A 20,264-nucleotide genomic window follows, 5' to 3' on the forward strand; every position below is an offset into this window, starting at 1 on the left:
CTGGCCCCCTACGATGACACTCTTTCCAAGCTTTGTGCTCCCCGCGATGCCGACCTGTGATACAATCACGGCGTTTTCGCCAATCACTACGTTATGAGCAATCTGAACCAGATTGTCGATTTTTACACCTCTTTGTATCCATGTTTTTTCAATGGTGCCCCGATCAATGGTGGTGTTGGCTCCCACCTCAACGTCGTCGTCTATTTGAACAATACCTACCTGGGGAATTTTTATATTTTCCCGTCCCGGCCTGGCAAAACCAAATCCATCACTCCCAACAACAACACCAGCGTGGAGGATGACCCTCTTTCCAATAATGCATTTCCTGTATACGGAAACGTTGGGATACAGAATGGAATCCTCACCGATGATGACATGACGACCGATAGTGACACCGGGATAAAGGATAACCCCTCGTTCAATTTTTGCCCCCCGGCCGATAGTGACGCCTGGATAGATCACGGCATCTTCTGAGACAATGGCGCCTTCTTCAACGAATGTACCCTTACTAATTTCGGGGGGATCATGGTCTTCGGGATAAAAAAGGCCAAGAAGCTTCCCGAAGGCAATATAAGGATCGTCGACAATAATCAGATTCTTATCGGTACTTACTGCTCCGGACGACACCAGAACGGCGGATGCGCCGGTTGTCTCAAGTTTCTTCAGATATTTAGGGTTTGCAATGAAGGTTAGATCGCCGTTTCCAGCTTCATCAATACCCCGGATATTTTCAATGGCTGCCTGAGAATCTCCGATGACTTCACCGTTTAAGAAAGATGCAATTTCCCTCAATGTTTTTTTCACCTTGATGACCTCATAACCCTCAGTACATACTGCCCTCAGACTTGAATAAATATGTTACTTACAGGAGGCTTTTCCTGCAGAAAGAGAAGCTTTGCTGAAAGCTGAAAGCAAATATCCGGATGCCTCTTTCAATTCTTCGGTTTATAGATTTTGTTGAATTCTTCAACAACCCGCTTTGTCAAGTCATTTTCCTTCGCATAGTAGGCGACAGGGACAGTGCTGATATCAATGATCAGCAAGTATTTTTCTCTATCTCCAATAGCGTTCACGACTTTCATAATCTCGGGCATCAACTGCTTTAAAATTCCTTGCCTTTTTGCCTGGAGCTCTTCATTGGCATCCTTGACCACTAACTGGTAATCCCTGAATTTTTTCTGGTAGGCCGTCTCCTTTTCTTTCATAGCGGCTTCGGTGAGAACTGTCCGCTGTTTTTCGAGGTCATCTTTGAGCTTCTTTAATTCTGTTTCTTTTTCCTGGATCTTAACTTTATCTTTTTCAAAGATCTTGAGAAATTCCGCATCTGCCTTTTTCCCAGGATCTGATTTGCTTAAAATTTCTTCAATGTTGATAAACCCCGTCTTTTCACCAGCGATTGCATATGAGCCAGAGAAGATCAGCGACAAGACTATAAATGCAATTGAAATCAACAGACCACTTTTTTTCATAAAATTTCCCCCTTATAAAATTTGAAATGTCATAACGTTATTTACATGAACATACCGATTGTGAATTCCCACCGGCTTGCAGATTCACCTTCCTTTCGATCAAGGGCATAACCCCATTCGAGCCTCAACGGCCCGATCGGTGAGTACCAGCGTATGCCTGCTCCCGCCGTCTTCCTCATGTCGTTGATATGATAACCGCTTTCCCAGGCATTGCCTGTATCGTAAAATAAAACCCCCTTCATCCCGGCGTTTTTAATCAGGGGGAAAATGAATTCAGCATTGAAACATAACATTGTATAGCCGCCGATAGGATCGTTCGTGTCCGGATCTCTTGGACCTACATCTCGAAGACCCCGGAGGGAACTTATGCCCCCCAGATAGTAACGCTCATAGATCGGTACATCCTTCCCCTCGTTACCGTGCACATATCCGGCTCGCCCGTACGCGCCGAGTACGGTTTCTAAGGGCAGGGGAAAAAACCATGAAGCTTTTGCCCCGTATCGGGTAAAACTTGTGTCGCCCTGAAGGATCCCACCTGTGTTTTCGATGGTAGCACTGTTTTTGGAGCCTTTTGATGGAAACATAATGTCGTCAGTCGTATCCCTTGTGAGAGTGACGGACACGGTGCTGGATGTTGTTGTCCCTGCTTGTTCCTTTATGTACCGCGACGCCGTGTCCTTGATATCTTTGACGTCATTTGTCGTTAGTCTGTATCCAATATAACCGGTTACATACTCCCAGAGAGGATAACCTAACGTGGTTCCGATACCCTTTGACGATAAATTATAACTGTCATATTCCCGCGTATAATTCCAGATGTCGGATTTACTCCATAGAGGAATATCAAATAACCATGGTTCTATAAATGAGAGCTCGTACATTGATGATATGCTTCCAATTTGAGCCCTAAGGCTTAAAATCTGCCCCTTGCCAAAGAGATTTTGCTGGGAAATCTGGGCGGTTAAAATAGCATGGTCATAGGCACTGTATCCGGCGCCGACACTGAACATGCCCGTCGGTTTTTCCTTTACATTGATATTGACGTCGGTGAGTGTTTCATCGGGTCCCTTTTCTGTCTGAAAATTAATTTCTTCAAAGTATCTCAGGCGATTGAGCTCCATATAGCTCTTTTTCAGCTTGCTGCTGTTATACAGATCACCCTCAACAATGGCTAACTGCCTTCGTATCACCTTATCTCTTGTTTTTGTGTTGCCCGTAATGGTTATTCTGTTGAAGTAGACCTGATTACCTTTTTTAATTTGGTAAATAACATCTACCGTCTGGTCTTTTTCGTTGGGAACAGTGCGCGGAGTAATGTCGGCATAGGCATAACCATCATCATTGCAGGCCTGGGTAAGATATTCGATATCTTTCATGATCGATTCTCTGTCATAATACTCTTTTTTGTTGATCTTCAATTTATCCAGGAGTTCAGGTCGGGGTACTGTTAACGTATCACCGGTAATATCTACCTTGCCTACTTTGAATTGTTTGCCTTCCACTACTGATATTTTTATATAAATTCCCTTCTTATCGGAGGTAATTTCCGGTTCGCCGACCTGAGCGTTGATAAAACCATGATTGAGGTAAAATGCACTCACTTTGTTGGCATCCTGTCTCAATTGTTCCTTTTTCAGAAGACCTGAGTCGGTGACGAAGTGGAAAATGCCCCATTCCGTAGCATCTATAATTTTTTTCAGTTCTTTATCGGTAAACGCCCTGTTTCCCTCAAAAGAGATGGTTTTGATATACAGTCTCTCGTTTTCGGTAATATCGATAGTGATGCGGGTATCTTTATCCCCTTCCTTATCAATCACATATTTGATCTCTGCATTGTTGTATCCCTTGTTGTCATAAAGGGACTTGATTTTTTCTATGCTGGCAACAATTTTTCCGGGGTTGAAAACCTCACGGACCTTGAAAGTCAGTGCACTTTCTATTTCGCTCTTTTCGATGGCCTTATTCCCTTTGATCTTTATCTCTGTAATGAGGGCTTTTTCCTTCAAAATAAAAGTAATAATCTTTCCCTCAGACGTACCGGTGACATCTGTGGCTACATCATCGAAATAGCCCATCTTGTAAATAGCTTTGATGTCGGATGAGAGATCTGTTTCTGAAAAGAGGTTTCCCCTGGCACTTTTCACGACCTGATTGACGGCACTGCTTTCAATTTTCCGGTTACCCTTAAATTCAATTTTTGCTATCCTCATTTCCGCGGCGATTTGGATGAGTATATTTGTCCTTATTTTGGCAGATAGTGAGCCAATGCTTTCAAAGCCTTTACCTTGGGCGAAGACACCGGGCAGTGCTTTTTGCTCCTTTACATCAATGACTCTTGCATCGACGCTGATGAGTTCTCCGAACTCTGACAGACTCCCCATGATGACATAATGAGCGCCCGTTTCTTTACCTACAGTGAGAGCAAGTTTTTCATCAATCCGTTTACCCTCAACAACTCCGGCAAGGATACCTCTTTCAATGAGCAGGATGTTTTTTGATTTAACCAGCTCTGTCGACAGTCCTTTGTAAATAGCTTCCTGCAGTTTAGATACATTTGCCTTGCTGTGAATATCAAAGGGAAGGAGCGCGATTTTTTTTACATCTTCCGCGAAAGCTTTTTGATAGTTAATCAGCAGGAGCAAAGTCAGCAGAAAGACGAAGCTAATAACCTTTTTACTCATAGTTATGTATCTTTCCATCTCGCAGGCCAATGCTTTGAGACATTCTGTCAGCCAGTGATTTATTGTGGGTTACAACGACAAGGGTGATTTGTTTGGTTCTATTGAGATCGAGCAGGATGTCTTCTATCTTCTTTCCCGTTTCACTATCAAGGTTTCCCGTGGGTTCATCAGCCAGAATAATTTCAGGTTCCATGATGAGTGCCCGTGCCACGGCGACTCGCTGTTGTTCCCCTCCCGAAAGCTCTCCAGGTTTGTGGGTCATCCTGTCACCAAGTCCTACCTCATTTAATATAGCTTCGGCCCGATCCTTCGCTTTTCGGTAGGATACGCCATGAATCAGAGCCGGCATCATCGTATTTTCCAGACTGTTAAATTCCGGCAGGAGGTTATGGAATTGGAAAACAAAACCAATTGTTTTGTTTCTGAACTCTGCCAGTTTTTTATTGTCCCACTCAAAGACATGAACGTCGTTAAAGAGCACAGTACCCGATGTGGGGTGATCCAGGGTTCCTAAAATATGGATTAAGGTGCTTTTTCCCGCCCCGGAAACACCGAGGATGGCCAATGAATGTCCTCGGGGGATGGTTAGATTCAGTTCTTTCAAAACTTCGATCTTGTTGCCGTCCTTGATGAAAGTTTTATTTAAATTATTTACGGTTATCATTATTCATATCTCAGGGCCTCTGATGGGTCCAGTTTGGAAGCCTTCCGGGATGGATAAATCGTTGACAGGAAACATATCAGCATCGTTCCTATAATGATGATGAGCACATCACTGAAATTAACTTGGGAGGGCAGTTGATTCAGATAATATACGTCACCCGGCAGTATCTTGAAACCGAAAAGATTTTCGATGAATACGGAAAGCTTCTCAAGATTAAAAGCAACAGTAAGCCCGCCGATGCACCCGAGAAGAGTACCGATTGCACCGATTGTTATCCCTTGATAAATAAATATCTTCATTATACTTTTTGACGTTGCACCCATGGATTTTAAAATGGCGATGTCCTTGCTTTTTTCCATTACTATCATGATTAACGTACAAATTATGTTGAACGCAGCGACCAGCACGATGAGACTGAGGATGATAAACATGACCCGTTTTTCGAGTTTCAGGGCCGAGAAGAGGTTTTTATTCATTTCCATCCAGTGTCGGCCCCAGAAAGGGAATCCCAGTTTTTTCTCTATTGATTTAGCAATGAGATTCGCCTTATAAATGTCGTTAACTTTGATTTCAAGGCCGGTTACCTGTTCTCCCAGATTTAAGAATTCCTGACAGTCTTTCAGGGATATGTAGGCCAAAGTAGAGTCATATTCGTAGAATCCTGAATCGAAGACGCCCACAACAACAAATTTTTTCATTTTGGGAACCATCCCCATAGGCGTTGAGACTCCCATAGGAGAGATGATGTTGACGGTTTCAAAGAGAAAGAGCCCCATGTTTTTTGCCAGTTCTTTGCCTACGACAATTCCGGGGAGCATCGAGGTATCTTTGCCGAGGTTGAGGGTACTCCGATGTTTTTCCGAAAGATAATGAATGTTCCCCTCCTGCATCTTTCCCAGATTGATGACTTTGAAGGCGTTATCTACCGACATTCCCCGCAAGATAACACCACTTGTGTGACCGCCGTTTTTCAGCATAGCCTGACTGTATATGAATGGTGTTGATGCGACGACACCGTCGACGTCCGTAATCTCGTTCATGACCTTCTGGTGGTCATTCATTGTCCCGCTATATTTCATAAGAACGATGTGCGAATTGATACCCAGTATCTTACTACGGAGATCGTTTTCAAAACCGTTCATTACTGCCAGGACAATAATCAGTGCGGCAACGCCTAAAAAAATCCCGGCAATGGATAAAAATGTGATGATGGAGACGAAGACCTGCTTTCGCTTGGCCCGGAGGTATCTGAGACTGATAAAAAGTTCAAAGGACATGGCAGATTTTATTCTTCCTTGGTTCTCAAAAGCGGGAAAAGGATAACATCCCTTATGGATGCAGAGTCCGTAAAAAGCATGACCAGCCTGTCGATGCCGATTCCTTCCCCTGCTGTAGGAGGCATTCCATATTCGAGAGTCCGGATGTAATCCTCATCCATTTCATGTGCTTCATCATCCCCGGCCTCTCTTTCTTTGAGCTGCATCATGAATCGTTCCCTTTGATCAACGGGGTCGTTAAGTTCGGAAAAGGCATTAGCAATTTCTTTTCCATAGATATAAAGTTCGAATCTATCGGTCAACTCGGGATGAACAGGATTTTTCCTCGAAAGGGGAGAAACCTCAACAGGATAATGAGTTATAAAAGTGGGTTGAATGAGCTTTTCCTCCACATCTTCTTCAAATAGAGCCATCATCACCTTTCCTGGGGATTCGTTGTCTTTGATGGTCAGTCCCAGATTTCTTGCGTAGGCCGTAAGCCCGGCAGTATCCTCCAGCATATCGGAGGTTATATTGCCGTGCCGGACAAGCGCATCTTTGACAGAAATGCGCGACCATGGAGGAGTCAGGTCAATTTCTGTTCCCTGGTACTGAAACTTTAGAGAACCGAAAAGCTCCCGGGCGATGAAGGTCAGCATTTCCTCCGTCATTACCATCATGTCCTCATAGGTGGCGTAGGCCTGATAAAATTCCATCATCGTAAATTCGGGGTTATGGAATGTGGAGATGCCTTCATTTCTGAAGTTCCTGTTTATTTCGAAGACCCTCTCGAGGTCTCCGGTAATCAATCTTTTCAGATACAGTTCAGGGGCTATCCTCAAAAAAAAGTCCATTCCCAGGGCATTATGATGTGTCTTGAAGGGACGCGCCACAGCACCGCCGGCCTTGGGCTGCATCATGGGAGTTTCTACTTCGAGGAAATCCCGTTCTTCCATAAAGTGACGCAGAAGCTGGATGATACGGTTCCGTTTTAAAAAGACCTCTTTGACTTGCGGATTAACGATAAGATCGAGGTGTCGCTGGCGGTATCTTGTTTCAATATCCGTAAGACCATGCCATTTCTCCGGCAAAGGTCTTATCGCTTTTGACAGGAGCCTCAGTGCATCTGCGTCAATAGTCAGTTCATTTGTCCTGGTTCTGAATATTTTCCCTGCGATAAAAACGATATCTCCCACATCGAGTCTTTTAAATAATGAATAGGTAGTTTCCCCCACCTGATTCTTTCTGATAAAGGCCTGAAGTCTTCCCGCTCTGTCCTGGATCATGACAAAAGAACCTTTTCCGAAGTCTCGAATGGCCATCAGTCTTCCCGCAATGGCAAATCTCTCATCGATTGCGGCAAGGGCGTCATTGTCCATATGGATAAAGCGGGTAACGATAGATGCCGTCGTGTCCTTGACACGGACATCGTTAGGATACAGTTCAATGCCGTCGGCCTTCAGAGATTCTATTTTTTCTTTTTTCTTCCTTATGAGTTCGCTGTCTTCCATAAATACCTTGTCCTATCTAAGTATAAATCGAATTTGACTATATTTTTTTTCAGGATTAGTCAAGCATGATTTAAACGTTTGTTAATGCAATGAGAATTTCGAAGAATTTGCAAGAGGGCTTTTAGTTGTGAATCCAAGGTCAAGATAGCTTCCCATGAACATGTCAATAGGTCGGATGACAGGCGCAAATAAATATCTTCGTTGCCGGGAAGATCTCTGAACTTCAATTTTTCTCAATTCAGGATGGTTTTTTATGAGAGCTTGCTTTCCCCAGTTTGATGGCGCAAAACTCTCCGCACATTGTACAGCCCTCTTCTCCTGCGCTTTTGCTTTTCTCAAGAAGTTTTTCCGTTTTTTCCGGATCAATGGATGCTGCAATCTGGCCTTGCCAGTCGAATTCCTTCCTGTATTTCGCCATCATGATGTCTTTTTTAATGGCACCGGGGATTTCCTTAGCAATGTCAGCAATATGAGCAGCAATCTTTGAGGCGATGATGCCTTCCCTGACGTCTTCGAGTGTGGGGAGGCGGAGGTGCTCTGAGGGCGTTACGTAGCAGAGAAAGTCTGCTCCGGCTGCTCCGGCAATTGCCCCGCCGATTGCTGAGGTGATGTGATCATAACCGGGAGCGATGTCCGTTGGTAAGGGTCCCAGGACATAGAAAGGTGCGCCGTCACACAGACTCTTCTGTAACTGGATATTGGCCTGTATTTCATTGATGGGTACATGACCGGGACCTTCGATCATTACCTGAACGCCATAGTCTCTTGCTCTTTTTGCAAGTTCACCCAGAAGAATGAGTTCCTGTACCTGTCCACGGTCTGTGGCATCGGCAATACACCCCGGCCGCAGGCCGTCGCCAAGGCTGAGAACCATATCGTAACGCCTTGCTATTTCGAGCAGTCGGTCATATTCTTCATACAGAGGATTTTCTCTGTCATTGAATGACATCCAGTTTCTCGTGATGGATCCACCCCTGCTTACGATGCCTAAAATGCGTCCTTCTTCATCAATACAGGATACGCTTCTCCTCGTTACACCGCAGTGTACAGTGATAAAATCAACGCCGTCCTCACCATTTTCTATGATAACCCTGAACATGTCTTCGCCGGTCATCTCCATGATGGCTTTTTTCGCCTCAACCATATCGGCGGCAGCCTGGTAGAGAGGAACGGTCCCGATAGGAAGAGTAGACGCCTGGATGATCGCTTGCCTGATTTTTCTGATATCACCGCCTGTGGATAGGTCCATGATAGTATCTGCCCCTGCGGCAATAGACACTTTTACCTTTTCGAGCTCCAGAGCGAGATCTACGCGGTCTTTGGATGTTCCGATATTGGCATTTATCTTTGTCCTGAGCCCTTTCCCTACGGCAAGAGGTCCTATGGTAGTGTGTTTTTTATTACGGATCACCACGATTGTGCCTTTTGCGACACCATCGCGAATGAATTCAGTGGATACACCTTCCCCTTCGGCACATTGTCTCATCTCTTCAGATATCATGCCTTTACGTGCTCTCTCTAATTGTGTCATGGCAAATACTCTCCTAACATATGTCGATTTCTATAAAATACATGGGGCATACCCTTCACCCTTAAGGATATGCCCCAAAAGAAATGTATTACAGATTAAGTTTCCTCCGCTGGCATTACCCAGATCAGGTTCAAAGGGTATCTTCTCAGCCTGGCCGGCACCCCTGAATAGCTTCTATATTTGATAAATTTTACTTCAGTTTATTGAAAAAATCAAGCATAAATTCATATCTTATCCAATTATACATTGCTAAGCACTGTAAAGTTTTGTATGATCTTACAATGTAACAGTTTTAAAAAGGGGGGACAAGAATGGTGAATAGAGTTTTATTAATCGGCAGACTTGGAAAAGATCCGGAAGTTCGTTACACACCGGATGGAATGATGGTTACCAACTTCACTATGGCAACCGATGAACAAAGGAAGGATAAAAACGGCCAGAAGATCCAAAGGACTGAGTGGCACCGGATTGTCACCTTTGGAAAACTGGCAGAGATCTGCAGTAGTTATCTATCAAAGGGGAAATTGATCTTCATTGAGGGGAGAATCCAGACAAAATCCTGGGAAGATAAAGACGGTAATAAACGATCGACTACGGAGATTATTGCAAACAATATGCAAATGCTGGATTCAAAGGGGCAGACGCGGAGCCAGGATACAGAAGCCGATGATCATGCTCCAACATATTCAGGGCTGGAACAGACACCCGAGGATGATGTTCCCTTTTAACCTGATCTCGCCCTATTTCTTTTCATCCATCTTTTTAGAATCGGGCGTTACATCGATCTCATCCGGTTCACGGACGGACTTCTTAAAATTTTTAATGCCCTTTCCAATGGCGCCGCCGATTTCCGGAAGCTTACCGGCGCCAAAGATGATCAAAACAATTACGAGAATTATAATTAACTCAGGAATGCCTATGCCAAACATGTTTCCATGACCTCTTCTGATTTTTTGGTAAATAATATTACAGTGTATTGTAAAGTATCAAGATAGCTTTGTCAAATTTATAATCTATGGTAGTTTTAAGTGAACAACCTGTCCCCGTTCCCCCAAGTTCCCCAGGGACTTTCCTTTAAACTCAATGTCAATTCCGCCGGCGTTGCCAACGTCAATAACGAAGCTCGATGCGGATTTCTGGATTTTTTCACCTGGTTTCATTAAAATTTGGTAAGGGGGATTTTGATCTGCTGTAATTCTTAACCAGGTCAACTCCCTTGCCTCCATAGTGATTTGGTATGATTCTGCGATCTCCTTCCGCTCTCTCTTGATATTCTCAGATGCTGTATCCTGCTCATTTTGAATATTCCGTTTGTCCTCAGCTTTATCTGTGGGTTGCACTGGTGGTACGGGGGCTAATTGAGCATCTCTCTCTTGAGGTTTAACAGCCAAATTTGTCTGATCAGCAGCTTCGCTTTTGACATCCGATTTACTATTATCGGCAGGATTCACATTGAATGTCTTCTGGCCGGGTTCACGAATCGTATTTTTCAAAATGTCAACGTCTGGTTTATTTGAAGACAGTGAAAAAGCGACAAGGCCACCAATAGCAAGAATGAATGTACCCCACAAAAATATCTTATAATTAACCCTTGCGGGTTCAGGGATATTTTTGCTTTCAACATCCCGGCACGCAGTATTATGTGCTTCGAGGTATTGTTCATAGAGGGCAAGTGTTGAACTGCCGTCAACACCTAAGGTTTTGGCATAGATTTTAATAAACGATTTCGTAAAAACCGGCGGTGGAAGCTTGTGAAAGTTACCATTTTCAATAGCTTCAAGATTAGTCACGCTAATTCGGGTGCGTTCGAATATATCTTTTAACGTAAGACCTTTGGATTCTCTGACAGATTTGAGATCGAGTTCTTTCATAGTTAAATCTTCATAGGACTTTTCCAAAGTATCCGTATTTTTTATAGTATCGATTAATCAGGATATTTCAATGCGCTGAAAGCTGAAGAATTATATTATATGAGTCTGCAGTTTCGTAAAAACATATAAGTTAGATAATTATCACCAATTCAAGAGTCACGCAATAGAAAGATGCGGCTTTCAAAAAATGGAAAAACTTGGTATACGTTGCTTCATTCCTGCAAGTAAAAACAGGAGTAAGGAGTCAGGAGACAGAACAGGAATGAATGATCTTTTATTTTATTCTATATTCTGTCTCCTGTATACTTCCATATGGCATTTCGATACCCGGACATTGAATTTGAACTATCTTTTTATAGGAATTTATAACTTATGGATACTTTTCGTGAATTTATAATATCTATAGCAAGAGAAGCGGGGATATTTCTCAAGGGAAGGCTCAATGATAAACACGTAATAGATTATAAGGGTGAGATTAATATTGTTACCGAAGGAGACCGGATTTCGGAAGAATTCATTACGTCTTGTATTCACAAGAGATACCCCGATCATGACATCCTTGCAGAGGAATCAACGGGTACAGCAAAAGGTTCGGAATTTCGTTGGCTTATTGATCCTCTCGATGGGACGACGAATTATGCTCACGGTTATCCCGTATTCTGCGTATCCATTGCCTTAGAAAAAGAAAAAGAAGTTTGCCTCGGCGTTATTTACAACCCCATGTTGGAAGAAATGTTCGTGGCAGAAAAAGGGGAAGGGGCTTTTTTGAATGGTCAAAGAATTTCCGTATCGAGTACTACTGATCTTTCCAAAAGTCTTCTGGCGACTGGTTTTCCCTATGATATCAGGAATGATGAGAATAACAACATCAATTACTTTAACGGAATGGCCAAGAGGGCCCAGGCTATTCGCCGAGCCGGCTCTGCAGCTCTTGATATGGCCTATATCGCGATGGGCCGTTTTGATGGTTTCTGGGAACTGAAGCTCATGCCCTGGGATACGGCTGCCGGGTGGCTTCTGATTTGTGAAGCCGGAGGAATGGTTACAGACCTTTCCGGAAGTCCTTATTTTCTTGAATCGCCCCATGTTCTGGCTACGAATGGAAAGATACATCAGGACATGATTACTATTTTAACAAAGATTGACCAGGGGAAACTCCCCTATAGAGAACCTTGATATTCTCCTTACCGCAAACTCCATAATCCCCTATCACGAAAATGGCCCCGCTAGAGGGATCGGATCATATGGTAGCGCAAACCTTCAGGGCTGCCTTCATCCACCAAATCTCCCCATGTTCTCTCTATAAACGGGAAGAGGAACCGGGGAATGATTGATTTGTAAATAATTGATTCTCTCGGTTCTCATGGTCATATAAAAAAACCTGCCAACTCACGCCTATAGCTATTCCACATCGAATAATCGTTGAAGTAAAACCGCATTAAAGATTACTTCCATAACCGCCACTTAATTTTCCCGAAAGGTGAGATTAAATGACGGTTGTTGTTTTTTAAGGAGGGCCCCGGTCGAGGTCAAATAGAGAAACGCCAAGAGTGCTTTCTTGACATACTGTAGTGTTTTGTTTATATTTACAAAATAGTATGGTGAACCGATTTTTATTAATAATTAATGATTGGGGGATATAATGAGCAATACGACATTTTATGTCGATGAAATGCAGCTTAAGCGTCTCCATCTGTTAAGCGGTGTGAATCTTGAATCTATCAAAGGGTTGCTGGATCTCTGTACAATTCGAACGTTGCAGCCAGAGGAGATGCTTATTGCCCGCGACCAGTCAAATCGGACCGTTTATTTCCTTCTCAACGGCCGATTACGTATACACCTGGATTCCATTGATATTGCGCCGCATATTATTCTCGGTCCCGGTGAAAGTGTCGGGGAAATGTCTGTCGTTGACAACAAGCCAGCTTCAGCTTTTGTCGTGGCGGATGATTTATGTACACTACTGGCCATGGATGAAGAAATACTCTGGTCTCTGGTTCAGTCATCACATGTGGCTGCCTGTAATTTATTATTCACTATCATTAAACGATTACGCCATACCGACTCCGTCATTTCTGCATATGCCGAAATGGGACTTCCGTATCAACAGTACGGCAGTGTTGACGCTCTGACGGGTTTGCATAACCGCTACTGGCTGGATAATATGCTGAAACGTCAATGTTTACGTTCTTCGACGAGTAAAAACCCCCTTTCCCTTATCATAATCAATATAGACAGTTTTGAAGAGTTCAACAATCAGCACGGACGCCTGTATGGAGATCGAGTTATCTATTCGGCCGCTCACACAATCAGCGATCTTCTTCGTCCTACGGATATTATCGCCCGTTACAGAGGAGACGAATTTATTGTTGTTCTTCCGGATATTGATATCGTAACGGCAAGACATATCGCGGAACGCTTGCACAGGGGTGTTATAGAAAAAGTTCCCGTCACGCCTGATGGGCAAAGTATTCCGTATCCGACAATATATATGGGTATTGCGGAGATCCAAGCCAAACAAACGTCGGAAATGCTTATTGACGCGGCAGATAGGGCATTGTTCCGGGCAAAAAACAGTGACGGGAACTGTATTTCTGAGTAATTCACCTATTTTCTATTAAGATGCTTCTTATTTATCCACCGATTGTCAAGCCCTGTGAAGCGCCTGCCGGATTGGCGAAACTCGCAGGTGTCATGAATCACCATACTATCCCGTGCACGGTCATTGATGCCAATAGGGAAGGTATATCGAGTTTCCTCGTAAAAGAGACAATGGGTATGAATTACCCACAAAGGGAGGAAAAAGAGGGTTACAAAGGGACAACTACTGAAAGGCTAATAAATACGTGGACCAGTCGCTCGTTTCGTTCTTTGGAAAACAACATCGCTGCTTTAACCTCCTGGGAAGCTTATAAGAATATTGATCGCTATAAGCGGGCGGTAATTGATGTCAACCGGGTTCTTGAGGTATCGGCTTGTCATAGGAGTGTGCGCATAAGTCTGGTTAACTACCAGGATCAAAAGCTCTCTCCGGTAAAAAGTATTGATCTGATCAGGGCCGCTGAGATGCCGGAGCACAATCCATTCTATCCGTATTTCAAAAGACGGCTTATGACTGCGTTGGAGCAGGAACAGCCTGCCGTTGTCGGCTTTTCATTGAACTATCTTAGCCAGGCACTGTGCACCTTTGCCATGATCGGCTTTTTAAAGAGGGAATGTTTCGGCATCAGGGTAGTATTAGGTGGCGGACTGATAACATCGTGGGTACGGCGGCCCGGGTGGTCAAACCCATTCAGGGGTCTTGTTGATGATCTGGTTGCCGGACCGGGAGAGGATCCATTGCTTTCAATTCACGGTATAAATCATCACGATGGACACACGACGCCCGATTATGCCGCAGTTTCCATGAACGGCTATCTGGCTCCAGGCCCTATATTATCGTATAGTGCTTCAAGTGGATGTTACTGGAACCAGTGCTCCTTCTGTCCGGAAAGGGCAGAGGGAAACCCCTATAAACCCGTACCCCTCGACAGTGTCATTACAGATCTCCATAACCTTACGGAAAAAACAAAACCTGTTCTTGTCCATTTGCTGGATAATGCCCTCAGTCCTGTACTTCTGAAGGCCATCGCGGAGTCATCTTTCGGTTTTCCATGGTATGGATTTGCCAGAATATCCTCACATTTGACGGACCTGGATTTCTGTATGGCCCTGAAACGATCGGGTTGTGTCATGTTACAGCTTGGCGTGGAATCAGGAGATCAAAAGATTCTCGACAGCATGCGTAAGGGGTTTGACCTCGATACAGCCTCCTCTTCCTTGAAAACCCTGAAAATGGCAGGGATTGCAACCTATGTCTACCTGCTTTTTGGAACTCCTTCAGAAACAGTTGCCGAAGCGCGTAAGACCCTTGAATTTATCGTCAAGCACAGCGATCAGATAGATTATCTCAATCTTGCTATCTTCAACCTTCCGGCTTATAGCCATGAGGTTCAGGAACTCGACACTGGTGATTTTTATGAAGGAGATCTGTCTCTTTACAGGAGTTTTTTGCATCCAAGGGGGTGGGAGAGGAAATTAGTGAGGCAATTCCTGGATAGGGAATTCAGGAGGCATCCCGCCGTTATCTCGATATTAAGGAAGACCCCTCCGATATTTACCTCCAATCATGCCCCCTTTTTTGTTATGCCCTCTCACTAAAGGTATGTAACATCCTGTTTATGTAGGACCTTAACTTTTATGTTGATTTATCTGAAACTGTTTATTAATATCACAAAAGTTTAATTCAAATCAAAAGCACGACGTTTGGCAAAGGACGACCCTTTACCTGACAGAAAATGGGAAATGAATAGCCTCTTATTCGTTTCCCATAAAAGGAATGACTATGGAAAAGATTTCTATTGTTAAAAGGAGAAAGAAGGGCGCTTTGGAGCCTGGTGGAGAAGAACATTTTCAAATTATTGGTACTCAAGGACTGCAGGAACAGGATTTGATAGAAATTCCATCCAGCGCATTGAAACAAAGTCCCGGTAATGTGGAAAAAGAAACATTAACACTTGCGGAATCCGGTGGGGATATTAATGAGACGATTTCTATTAATTTGACTCCCGAGCAGTATGAACTCGTTAAGTCAAGTCAATATATAAAATATTTCCTGGACGGCGAGTCGAGTGGTGTTTCTTTAGATATGCAAAAGCAGAGAGATGGGGATATTGTTTTCAATTTCCAGTTCAAAAAAGTAGATACTGTCAAAATGCTCAAGCCGGGGCACGTTTGTCAGATGCTTCTGATCAGCAGGAGTTCACTCATGAATCTCGTCAAGTCGAATAAGATGAGAAGCTATAAGATTGGCAGACTAAGGCGTTTCTTATTGCAGGATATTCTTGATTATCTCTCAAGGAGTGAAGAGTTATTTAAAAGTCCTGAGGTATAAAACTTGCCAGGTTTCGATTGGTCGCATTGAAAAATTGAGGAGGTAATAAATTTATGTATTACGATTATTGGGGTCTCAAAAAACCGCCTTTTGATAATGTTCCTGATCCGACGATGTATGCCGAATGTCATGCTTCAATGGAGAATGCCATTGCCGAGACTCTGTTTGCCATAGAGGAAGGGAATGAATGTATTGCGGTAATTGTAGGTGATGTTGGGCTCGGAAAAACCTTGTCTCTTCGAATAATTATCGATTCTCTGGATCATGAGAAATACAAAATTACATTGGTTACCAATCCCGATATGTCTTTTATTGAGCTTGTAAGGGAAATCGTCGGTCAACTCACCGGAAAGCAGTGTGAAGAAAGAAGAAAGATTAATCTGCTGGAAATATTTAACAAAATTTTGTTCGAGACGATGGATGAAGGGAAGAAGGTTTTGATATTTGTTGATGAGGCAAATGCAATCTCTCCCGCTAATTTAGAAAGCCTGAGATTACTGACAAATATGCAGGACGATCAGAGGAATTTATTTACCATCGTGCTTGCGGGGCAGCTTGAACTGGCTCGAAGATTGGAACATCCCAAGCGTGCGAACCTCTTACAGCGGATCGGAACATTCAGCAGGATTGATAAAATAGAATCTGAGGATTTAGTAAGGGCTTATGTTGAAACCCGGCTGAAGCTTGCGGGAGGATCGACGCCCGTTTTTACCGACGAGGCGTACGGCTTTTTATGGGAGTACTCTGAACATGGTGTACCCCGCCTGATCAATAAGATATGTAAATTGTCATTAAAGGCAGGTGAAACAAATCAATTCAATCAAATTTCCGGTGAGGTTGTTCGCCAAATCAGTGAGCGCTTTCGGCACCTTGCCGGACCCGCCGTCCAGAAAAGAAAACCAAGAAAAAGGCCCGAGAGTAAAGCCTTGGCGGAACCAGTTGAGGAAGAAACAATACAGGTTTCAGTCGATCCTGAAATTCTTTCGATAGAACCTTTTATGGATCGACGCCATCCCGCGGAGCCCTATGAGACAGCGAAGGCGGAGCCGGAAGTGAAAGTGGAAAAACCAGAACCGGTTGCCGAAGTACCCAAACCGGTCGCAGAAGCTTTCGTGGCAGTGCAAGTACCAGAACCTCCGGCAGAAGCGACAGGAGCTGCGGAAACACCAAAACCTCTTCCCGAAGCGCCTTCGATTAAAAAGGATATTTTGGAAGAAATGGAGATAGGAGGGGTAAAGGTTACAATAAATATTCCCTATCACATCGTTGAACAGGCACAGTCGTCTACTCATGAGCATCGGATTAAGGTAGCTGGGGCTCTGGCAGCGCAGGTTCTGAAAAAATATCCGGAACTGACATCGACACCGTCAGGTGATCCGATTTCCATATGGAGTGATATTCGGGAATTCGTTGCAAATAGACTCAAATAAATGTGTGAAGAGCAAATCCGATTCGTTTCCTGTACTACATGTTTTCCTTTGTAAGTTCCTCCAGGAGGTGTTGCGCTCTTGTCTTTTGTGGATTTATGGAAAGAACGAAGTTAAGTCTACGAATAATATCCTCTTTTTTTACGCCATCCTGGTTTAAACGATACTGCTGGAACTGAATTTGCGCGAGATTAACGTTGGCTTCTTCCTGAAAAGGATTTAATGTAAGGGATTTTTGATAGGCATTGATTGCTTCCTCATACTGCTCAGTGCTTTCGTAAATAGAGCCAAGGTTATTCCATGCTTCCGCATTATTAGGGTCAAACGCCAGTAAGCGTTCAAAGAATCCGATGCTTTTTTTGAAGTCGCCTAACTGGACGTAAAGATTTCCCAGATTTAAGAGGGCCTTTTCATGGGAGGGATTTCTTTCCAAGACACCTTGATATTCCTGCATTGCTTCGTCAAACATATCGTGATGGTCGTAGAGTAGGGCCAAGAAAAAACGGGGTGACTCAGCATTAGGGTCTACTTCAATGGCTTTTTTGTACTGCTGAACGGCGCCGTGATAGTCTCCCTCCAATTCGGCGATGTGTCCTAAATTAAATATCGCTTCAACGTTTTCCGGATTCAGTGATAACGCCTGTTCGTACATTTGCCTTGCGCTTCCCAGTCTCCCCATTTTTTCGTAGACATAGCCAAGGTTGTTATACGCCTCAGGATTGTTCGGTTCCAGTTCAGTCACCCTTTGTAAACATATCAGGGCCCATTCGTAATCATCTCTCTGGAGATAAATAAACCCCAGATTCACATATGCAGCAGTAAATGTCGGATCAAGGACAACACTTTTTTTGTAGGCTTCTATTGCTTTGTCGGATTGTGGATCACGAAGGTCATACCTGCATCCTTCCATGAACCATCCTCTTGCGGAATTTTTTTGATCCATTGAAACATACCCCTGTCATTAAATGAAGTTTGAACTAATATAAGAGAGAGTTACTTATCAACTATTATCATTTCCTGTCAAGAGGAAAAGGCACTTGAATATCCCTCATGTTTTTGTAATTATAACGTGTTCACTTTTTCAGCCTTGAAATCTCCTCTTTTACACGTATGAGTTCTTCTTTCGCTTCTTTTAACCGGTTCGATAGAATCTCCTTCATGATCTGTTCCTGCACAAGTTCTTCGCTTGTTTCTCTTAATCGGCGTGCCAGAACTTCGGCTACAATCTGGTAAAATATTGCGCAGAAGGCGATTTGGTCGTCCGCGACAAGATTGTCAACAAAAGAAACGTCAGTTGCCAGGCAAACGACATCGTCGACGGCGCTTACTGAAGCAGACCGTGGACCTCCATCTATGATGCACATCTCGCCAAAAATATCACCGGTCCGTTGAAATACATTAATTTCTTCACCGTGCTTTATGACATTTGCTTTTCCGGATATGAGGAAATAAACCCATTTGTCGATGCTGCCCTCCTCTATAATCACTTCGCCCGGCTTATACCTTTTCAACTTGCTGAAACGGAGAATCTTTTTAAGGTCTTCTTTGCCGAAGAATTGTAATACAGGAAGGCTCTTCAGCTGCTGGACCAATTCGATATTGTCTTTTAACGTTTCTTTGTCCATACTATTTTCCTCCTGGTATTCAGAGTAATATTTTTTTGTAACGATTCTTTCTCTCTATCCGATTTTTATTGAGCTATTTCCCTTTCCGTAAGATAACATGCGGGGTCAGGCGCCCATATATCTCCCGTGACTGCCTCTGCTCTGGCCCGAAAATTTCCACCGCATATATCGAGCCACCGGCATGTGGAACATCTTCCCGTTACATATTTCTTTTTATCTTTCAGCCGAACTATCAACTCATTTGATGTATCCACCCATATCTCGCTGAAAGGACGTTTTCTCACATTGCCGAATGATATACCCCTCCAGAACTGATCGGCATATACTTCACCATCCCAGCTCACACAGCCGATACCGTTTCCGGAACTATTACCCTCATTTACCATGAGGAGAGACAAAGCCTCCGCTGCCCTCGCGGGATCTTCCCTCGACAGACGCATATAGACGTATGGTCCGTCGGCATGGTTATCCACGGTAAGCAATTCTTTGGGTTTGCCCCGTTCAAAAAGATCACGGGTCCTGTCCATAATGAGATCAACAACCTTCCGGGTTTCTCCGTGAGAAAGGTCTTCATCAATCAATAGAGACCCACGCCCTGAGTAGACCAGATGATAAAAACATGCACGGGGTATATTTTCCTTTTCGATGAGTTCAAAAAGGGCAGGAATATCGGAAAAATTTTTCCTGTTTATGGTAAAACGGATACCTACCTTGATTCCTTCATCCCGGCAGGTTCTGATTCCCTTCAGGGTCATGTCAAAGGCTCCCTCGACGCCCCTGAACCGGTCATGGCTCTTTTGCATCCCGTCAAGGCTTACACCTGCATAAGAAATACCGGTCTTTTTTAAGGTTTCCGCGGTTTTTTTTGTCAATAATGTTCCATTGGTTGATATGACGGCTCTTATGCCCCGATCCACGGCGTACTTTACCAGTTCGGGGAGATCTTCTCTCATCAACGGCTCGCCGCCGGAAAAAAGAATAACGGGAGATCCGAAGGCGGCAAGATCGGATATCAGTTTCTTCCCCTCATCCGTGGTCAATTCGTTCCTATATCTGATGTTCCGGGAGCTGGAGTAGCAGTGTATGCACTTAAGATTACATCTTCTCGTCATGTTCCAGACGACCACCGGCCGTTTATGCTTTTCGCTTCCATAGCGGAGCGCATCCATGGTTTCTGCCTGGCCGCAGTATAGTCTTGAGATACTTATCATTTATTTGCCTTCAATCGTGAGCCCATATTTCCTGCCGGCGACGAATCCATACCTGTCTCTTGTCGGATAAATGAAAGAAGTTGAA

Annotated in this window: 18 protein-coding genes and 1 riboswitch; of the genes, 6 read left to right on the plus strand and 12 right to left on the minus strand. The window is 43.8% G+C overall.

The genetic code is table 11. The features are described 5' to 3' along the window. From lpxD to thiC, 7 genes are all read right to left on the minus strand, one after another. Positions 1-804 (minus strand): UDP-3-O-(3-hydroxymyristoyl)glucosamine N-acyltransferase (gene lpxD, locus NTW12_02505; GenBank protein MCX5845217.1); only part of this gene is annotated, 804 nt, incomplete at its 3' end. 128 nt (positions 805-932) lie between these two features. Beyond that, on the minus strand, positions 933-1,469 hold the full coding sequence (locus tag NTW12_02510) for an OmpH family outer membrane protein (protein ID MCX5845218.1): 537 nt from the start codon (positions 1,467-1,469) through the stop codon (positions 933-935). A gap of 41 nt (positions 1,470-1,510) precedes the next feature. Beyond that, positions 1,511-4,150, minus strand: coding sequence for an outer membrane protein assembly factor BamA (bamA, locus tag NTW12_02515; GenBank protein MCX5845219.1), 2,640 nt, complete (start codon positions 4,148-4,150; stop codon positions 1,511-1,513). Further along, the gene (locus tag NTW12_02520; GenBank protein MCX5845220.1) at positions 4,143-4,814 is read right to left on the minus strand and encodes an ABC transporter ATP-binding protein; all 672 of its coding nucleotides are present in this window, start codon (positions 4,812-4,814) and stop codon (positions 4,143-4,145) included. The genes bamA and NTW12_02520 overlap by 8 nt, the downstream gene beginning before the upstream one ends. Then, positions 4,814-6,091 carry a lipoprotein-releasing ABC transporter permease subunit gene (locus NTW12_02525; protein MCX5845221.1) on the minus strand — a complete coding sequence of 426 codons (1,278 nt, stop codon included), beginning with the start codon at positions 6,089-6,091 and terminating at the stop codon, positions 4,814-4,816. The genes NTW12_02520 and NTW12_02525 overlap by 1 nt, the downstream gene beginning before the upstream one ends. Before the next feature lie 8 nt (positions 6,092-6,099). Then, positions 6,100-7,581, minus strand: a complete 1,482-nt coding sequence (gene lysS / locus NTW12_02530; GenBank protein ID MCX5845222.1) for a lysine--tRNA ligase — start codon at positions 7,579-7,581, stop codon at positions 6,100-6,102. 238 nt (positions 7,582-7,819) lie between these two features. Beyond that, complete coding sequence (gene thiC / locus NTW12_02535; GenBank protein MCX5845223.1) at positions 7,820-9,112, minus strand: phosphomethylpyrimidine synthase ThiC; 1,293 nt, start codon at positions 9,110-9,112, stop codon at positions 7,820-7,822. 84 nt (positions 9,113-9,196) lie between these two features. Beyond that, positions 9,197-9,287: riboswitch (TPP riboswitch) on the minus strand. Between the two features lie 136 nt (positions 9,288-9,423). Here thiC and NTW12_02540 point away from each other — a divergent pair. Continuing rightward, a complete protein-coding gene (locus NTW12_02540) occupies positions 9,424-9,840 on the plus strand; it encodes a single-stranded DNA-binding protein (protein ID MCX5845224.1) in 417 nt (138 codons plus the stop codon). A 12-nt stretch (positions 9,841-9,852) separates the two neighbouring features. Here the strand turns inward: NTW12_02540 and NTW12_02545 are convergent, their stop codons facing one another. Both NTW12_02545 and NTW12_02550 read right to left on the minus strand, forming a co-directional pair. Then, the gene (locus NTW12_02545) at positions 9,853-10,041 is read right to left on the minus strand and encodes a twin-arginine translocase TatA/TatE family subunit (protein MCX5845225.1); all 189 of its coding nucleotides are present in this window, start codon (positions 10,039-10,041) and stop codon (positions 9,853-9,855) included. An 84-nt stretch (positions 10,042-10,125) separates the two neighbouring features. Continuing rightward, the gene (locus NTW12_02550; GenBank protein ID MCX5845226.1) at positions 10,126-10,983 is read right to left on the minus strand and encodes a DUF4115 domain-containing protein; all 858 of its coding nucleotides are present in this window, start codon (positions 10,981-10,983) and stop codon (positions 10,126-10,128) included. Between the two features lie 372 nt (positions 10,984-11,355). On the opposite strand from NTW12_02550, the gene NTW12_02555 reads away from it, so the two are divergent. From NTW12_02555 to NTW12_02575, 5 genes are all read left to right on the plus strand, one after another. Beyond that, positions 11,356-12,159, plus strand: coding sequence for an inositol monophosphatase family protein (locus NTW12_02555; protein ID MCX5845227.1), 804 nt, complete (start codon positions 11,356-11,358; stop codon positions 12,157-12,159). 466 nt (positions 12,160-12,625) lie between these two features. Continuing rightward, entirely contained in the window at positions 12,626-13,585 is a 960-nt protein-coding gene (locus NTW12_02560) for a GGDEF domain-containing protein (protein MCX5845228.1), read from the plus strand. Positions 13,586-13,605: 20 nt separating this feature from the next. Continuing rightward, complete coding sequence (locus NTW12_02565; GenBank protein ID MCX5845229.1) at positions 13,606-15,183, plus strand: radical SAM protein; 1,578 nt, start codon at positions 13,606-13,608, stop codon at positions 15,181-15,183. A gap of 184 nt (positions 15,184-15,367) precedes the next feature. After that, entirely contained in the window at positions 15,368-15,916 is a 549-nt protein-coding gene (locus NTW12_02570) for a helix-turn-helix domain-containing protein (GenBank protein ID MCX5845230.1), read from the plus strand. Between the two features lie 53 nt (positions 15,917-15,969). After that, the gene (locus tag NTW12_02575; protein ID MCX5845231.1) at positions 15,970-17,346 is read left to right on the plus strand and encodes an AAA family ATPase; all 1,377 of its coding nucleotides are present in this window, start codon (positions 15,970-15,972) and stop codon (positions 17,344-17,346) included. 34 nt (positions 17,347-17,380) lie between these two features. Here the strand turns inward: NTW12_02575 and NTW12_02580 are convergent, their stop codons facing one another. The 3 genes from NTW12_02580 to ahbC all read right to left on the minus strand — a co-directional run bounded on the left by NTW12_02580 (position 17,381) and on the right by ahbC (position 20,179). Next, positions 17,381-18,286 (minus strand): tetratricopeptide repeat protein, encoded by a 906-nt coding sequence (locus NTW12_02580; protein MCX5845232.1) that lies wholly within the window; start codon positions 18,284-18,286, stop codon positions 17,381-17,383. A gap of 130 nt (positions 18,287-18,416) precedes the next feature. Next, positions 18,417-18,968 (minus strand): cyclic nucleotide-binding domain-containing protein, encoded by a 552-nt coding sequence (locus NTW12_02585; protein MCX5845233.1) that lies wholly within the window; start codon positions 18,966-18,968, stop codon positions 18,417-18,419. A gap of 65 nt (positions 18,969-19,033) precedes the next feature. Further along, complete coding sequence (gene ahbC / locus NTW12_02590) at positions 19,034-20,179, minus strand: 12,18-didecarboxysiroheme deacetylase (protein MCX5845234.1); 1,146 nt, start codon at positions 20,177-20,179, stop codon at positions 19,034-19,036. Positions 20,180-20,264: the final 85 nt, after the last annotated feature.

It is taken from the genome of Deltaproteobacteria bacterium, from assembly GCA_026388545.1.
Classification (GTDB): domain Bacteria; phylum Desulfobacterota; class Syntrophia; order Syntrophales; family UBA2185; genus JAPLJS01.

Excerpts from the sequence above, each read along its gene's own strand:
- NTW12_02510 (MCX5845218.1), bottom strand. The coding sequence starts at position 1,469 with ATGAAAAAAAGTGGTCTGTTGATTTCAATTGCATTTATAGTCTTGTCG.
- bamA (MCX5845219.1), bottom strand. The coding sequence starts at position 4,150 with ATGAGTAAAAAGGTTATTAGCTTCGTCTTTCTGCTGACTTTGCTCCTG.
- NTW12_02520 (MCX5845220.1), bottom strand. The coding sequence starts at position 4,814 with ATGATAACCGTAAATAATTTAAATAAAACTTTCATCAAGGACGGCAAC.
- NTW12_02525 (MCX5845221.1), bottom strand. The coding sequence starts at position 6,091 with ATGTCCTTTGAACTTTTTATCAGTCTCAGATACCTCCGGGCCAAGCGA.
- lysS (MCX5845222.1), bottom strand. The coding sequence starts at position 7,581 with ATGGAAGACAGCGAACTCATAAGGAAGAAAAAAGAAAAAATAGAATCT.
- thiC (MCX5845223.1), bottom strand. The coding sequence starts at position 9,112 with ATGACACAATTAGAGAGAGCACGTAAAGGCATGATATCTGAAGAGATG.
- NTW12_02540 (MCX5845224.1), top strand. The coding sequence starts at position 9,424 with ATGGTGAATAGAGTTTTATTAATCGGCAGACTTGGAAAAGATCCGGAA.
- NTW12_02545 (MCX5845225.1), bottom strand. The coding sequence starts at position 10,041 with ATGTTTGGCATAGGCATTCCTGAGTTAATTATAATTCTCGTAATTGTT.
- NTW12_02550 (MCX5845226.1), bottom strand. The coding sequence starts at position 10,983 with ATGAAAGAACTCGATCTCAAATCTGTCAGAGAATCCAAAGGTCTTACG.
- NTW12_02555 (MCX5845227.1), top strand. The coding sequence starts at position 11,356 with ATGGATACTTTTCGTGAATTTATAATATCTATAGCAAGAGAAGCGGGG.
- NTW12_02560 (MCX5845228.1), top strand. The coding sequence starts at position 12,626 with ATGAGCAATACGACATTTTATGTCGATGAAATGCAGCTTAAGCGTCTC.
- NTW12_02565 (MCX5845229.1), top strand. The coding sequence starts at position 13,606 with ATGCTTCTTATTTATCCACCGATTGTCAAGCCCTGTGAAGCGCCTGCC.
- NTW12_02570 (MCX5845230.1), top strand. The coding sequence starts at position 15,368 with ATGGAAAAGATTTCTATTGTTAAAAGGAGAAAGAAGGGCGCTTTGGAG.
- NTW12_02575 (MCX5845231.1), top strand. The coding sequence starts at position 15,970 with ATGTATTACGATTATTGGGGTCTCAAAAAACCGCCTTTTGATAATGTT.
- NTW12_02580 (MCX5845232.1), bottom strand. The coding sequence starts at position 18,286 with ATGGATCAAAAAAATTCCGCAAGAGGATGGTTCATGGAAGGATGCAGG.
- NTW12_02585 (MCX5845233.1), bottom strand. The coding sequence starts at position 18,968 with ATGGACAAAGAAACGTTAAAAGACAATATCGAATTGGTCCAGCAGCTG.
- ahbC (MCX5845234.1), bottom strand. The coding sequence starts at position 20,179 with ATGATAAGTATCTCAAGACTATACTGCGGCCAGGCAGAAACCATGGAT.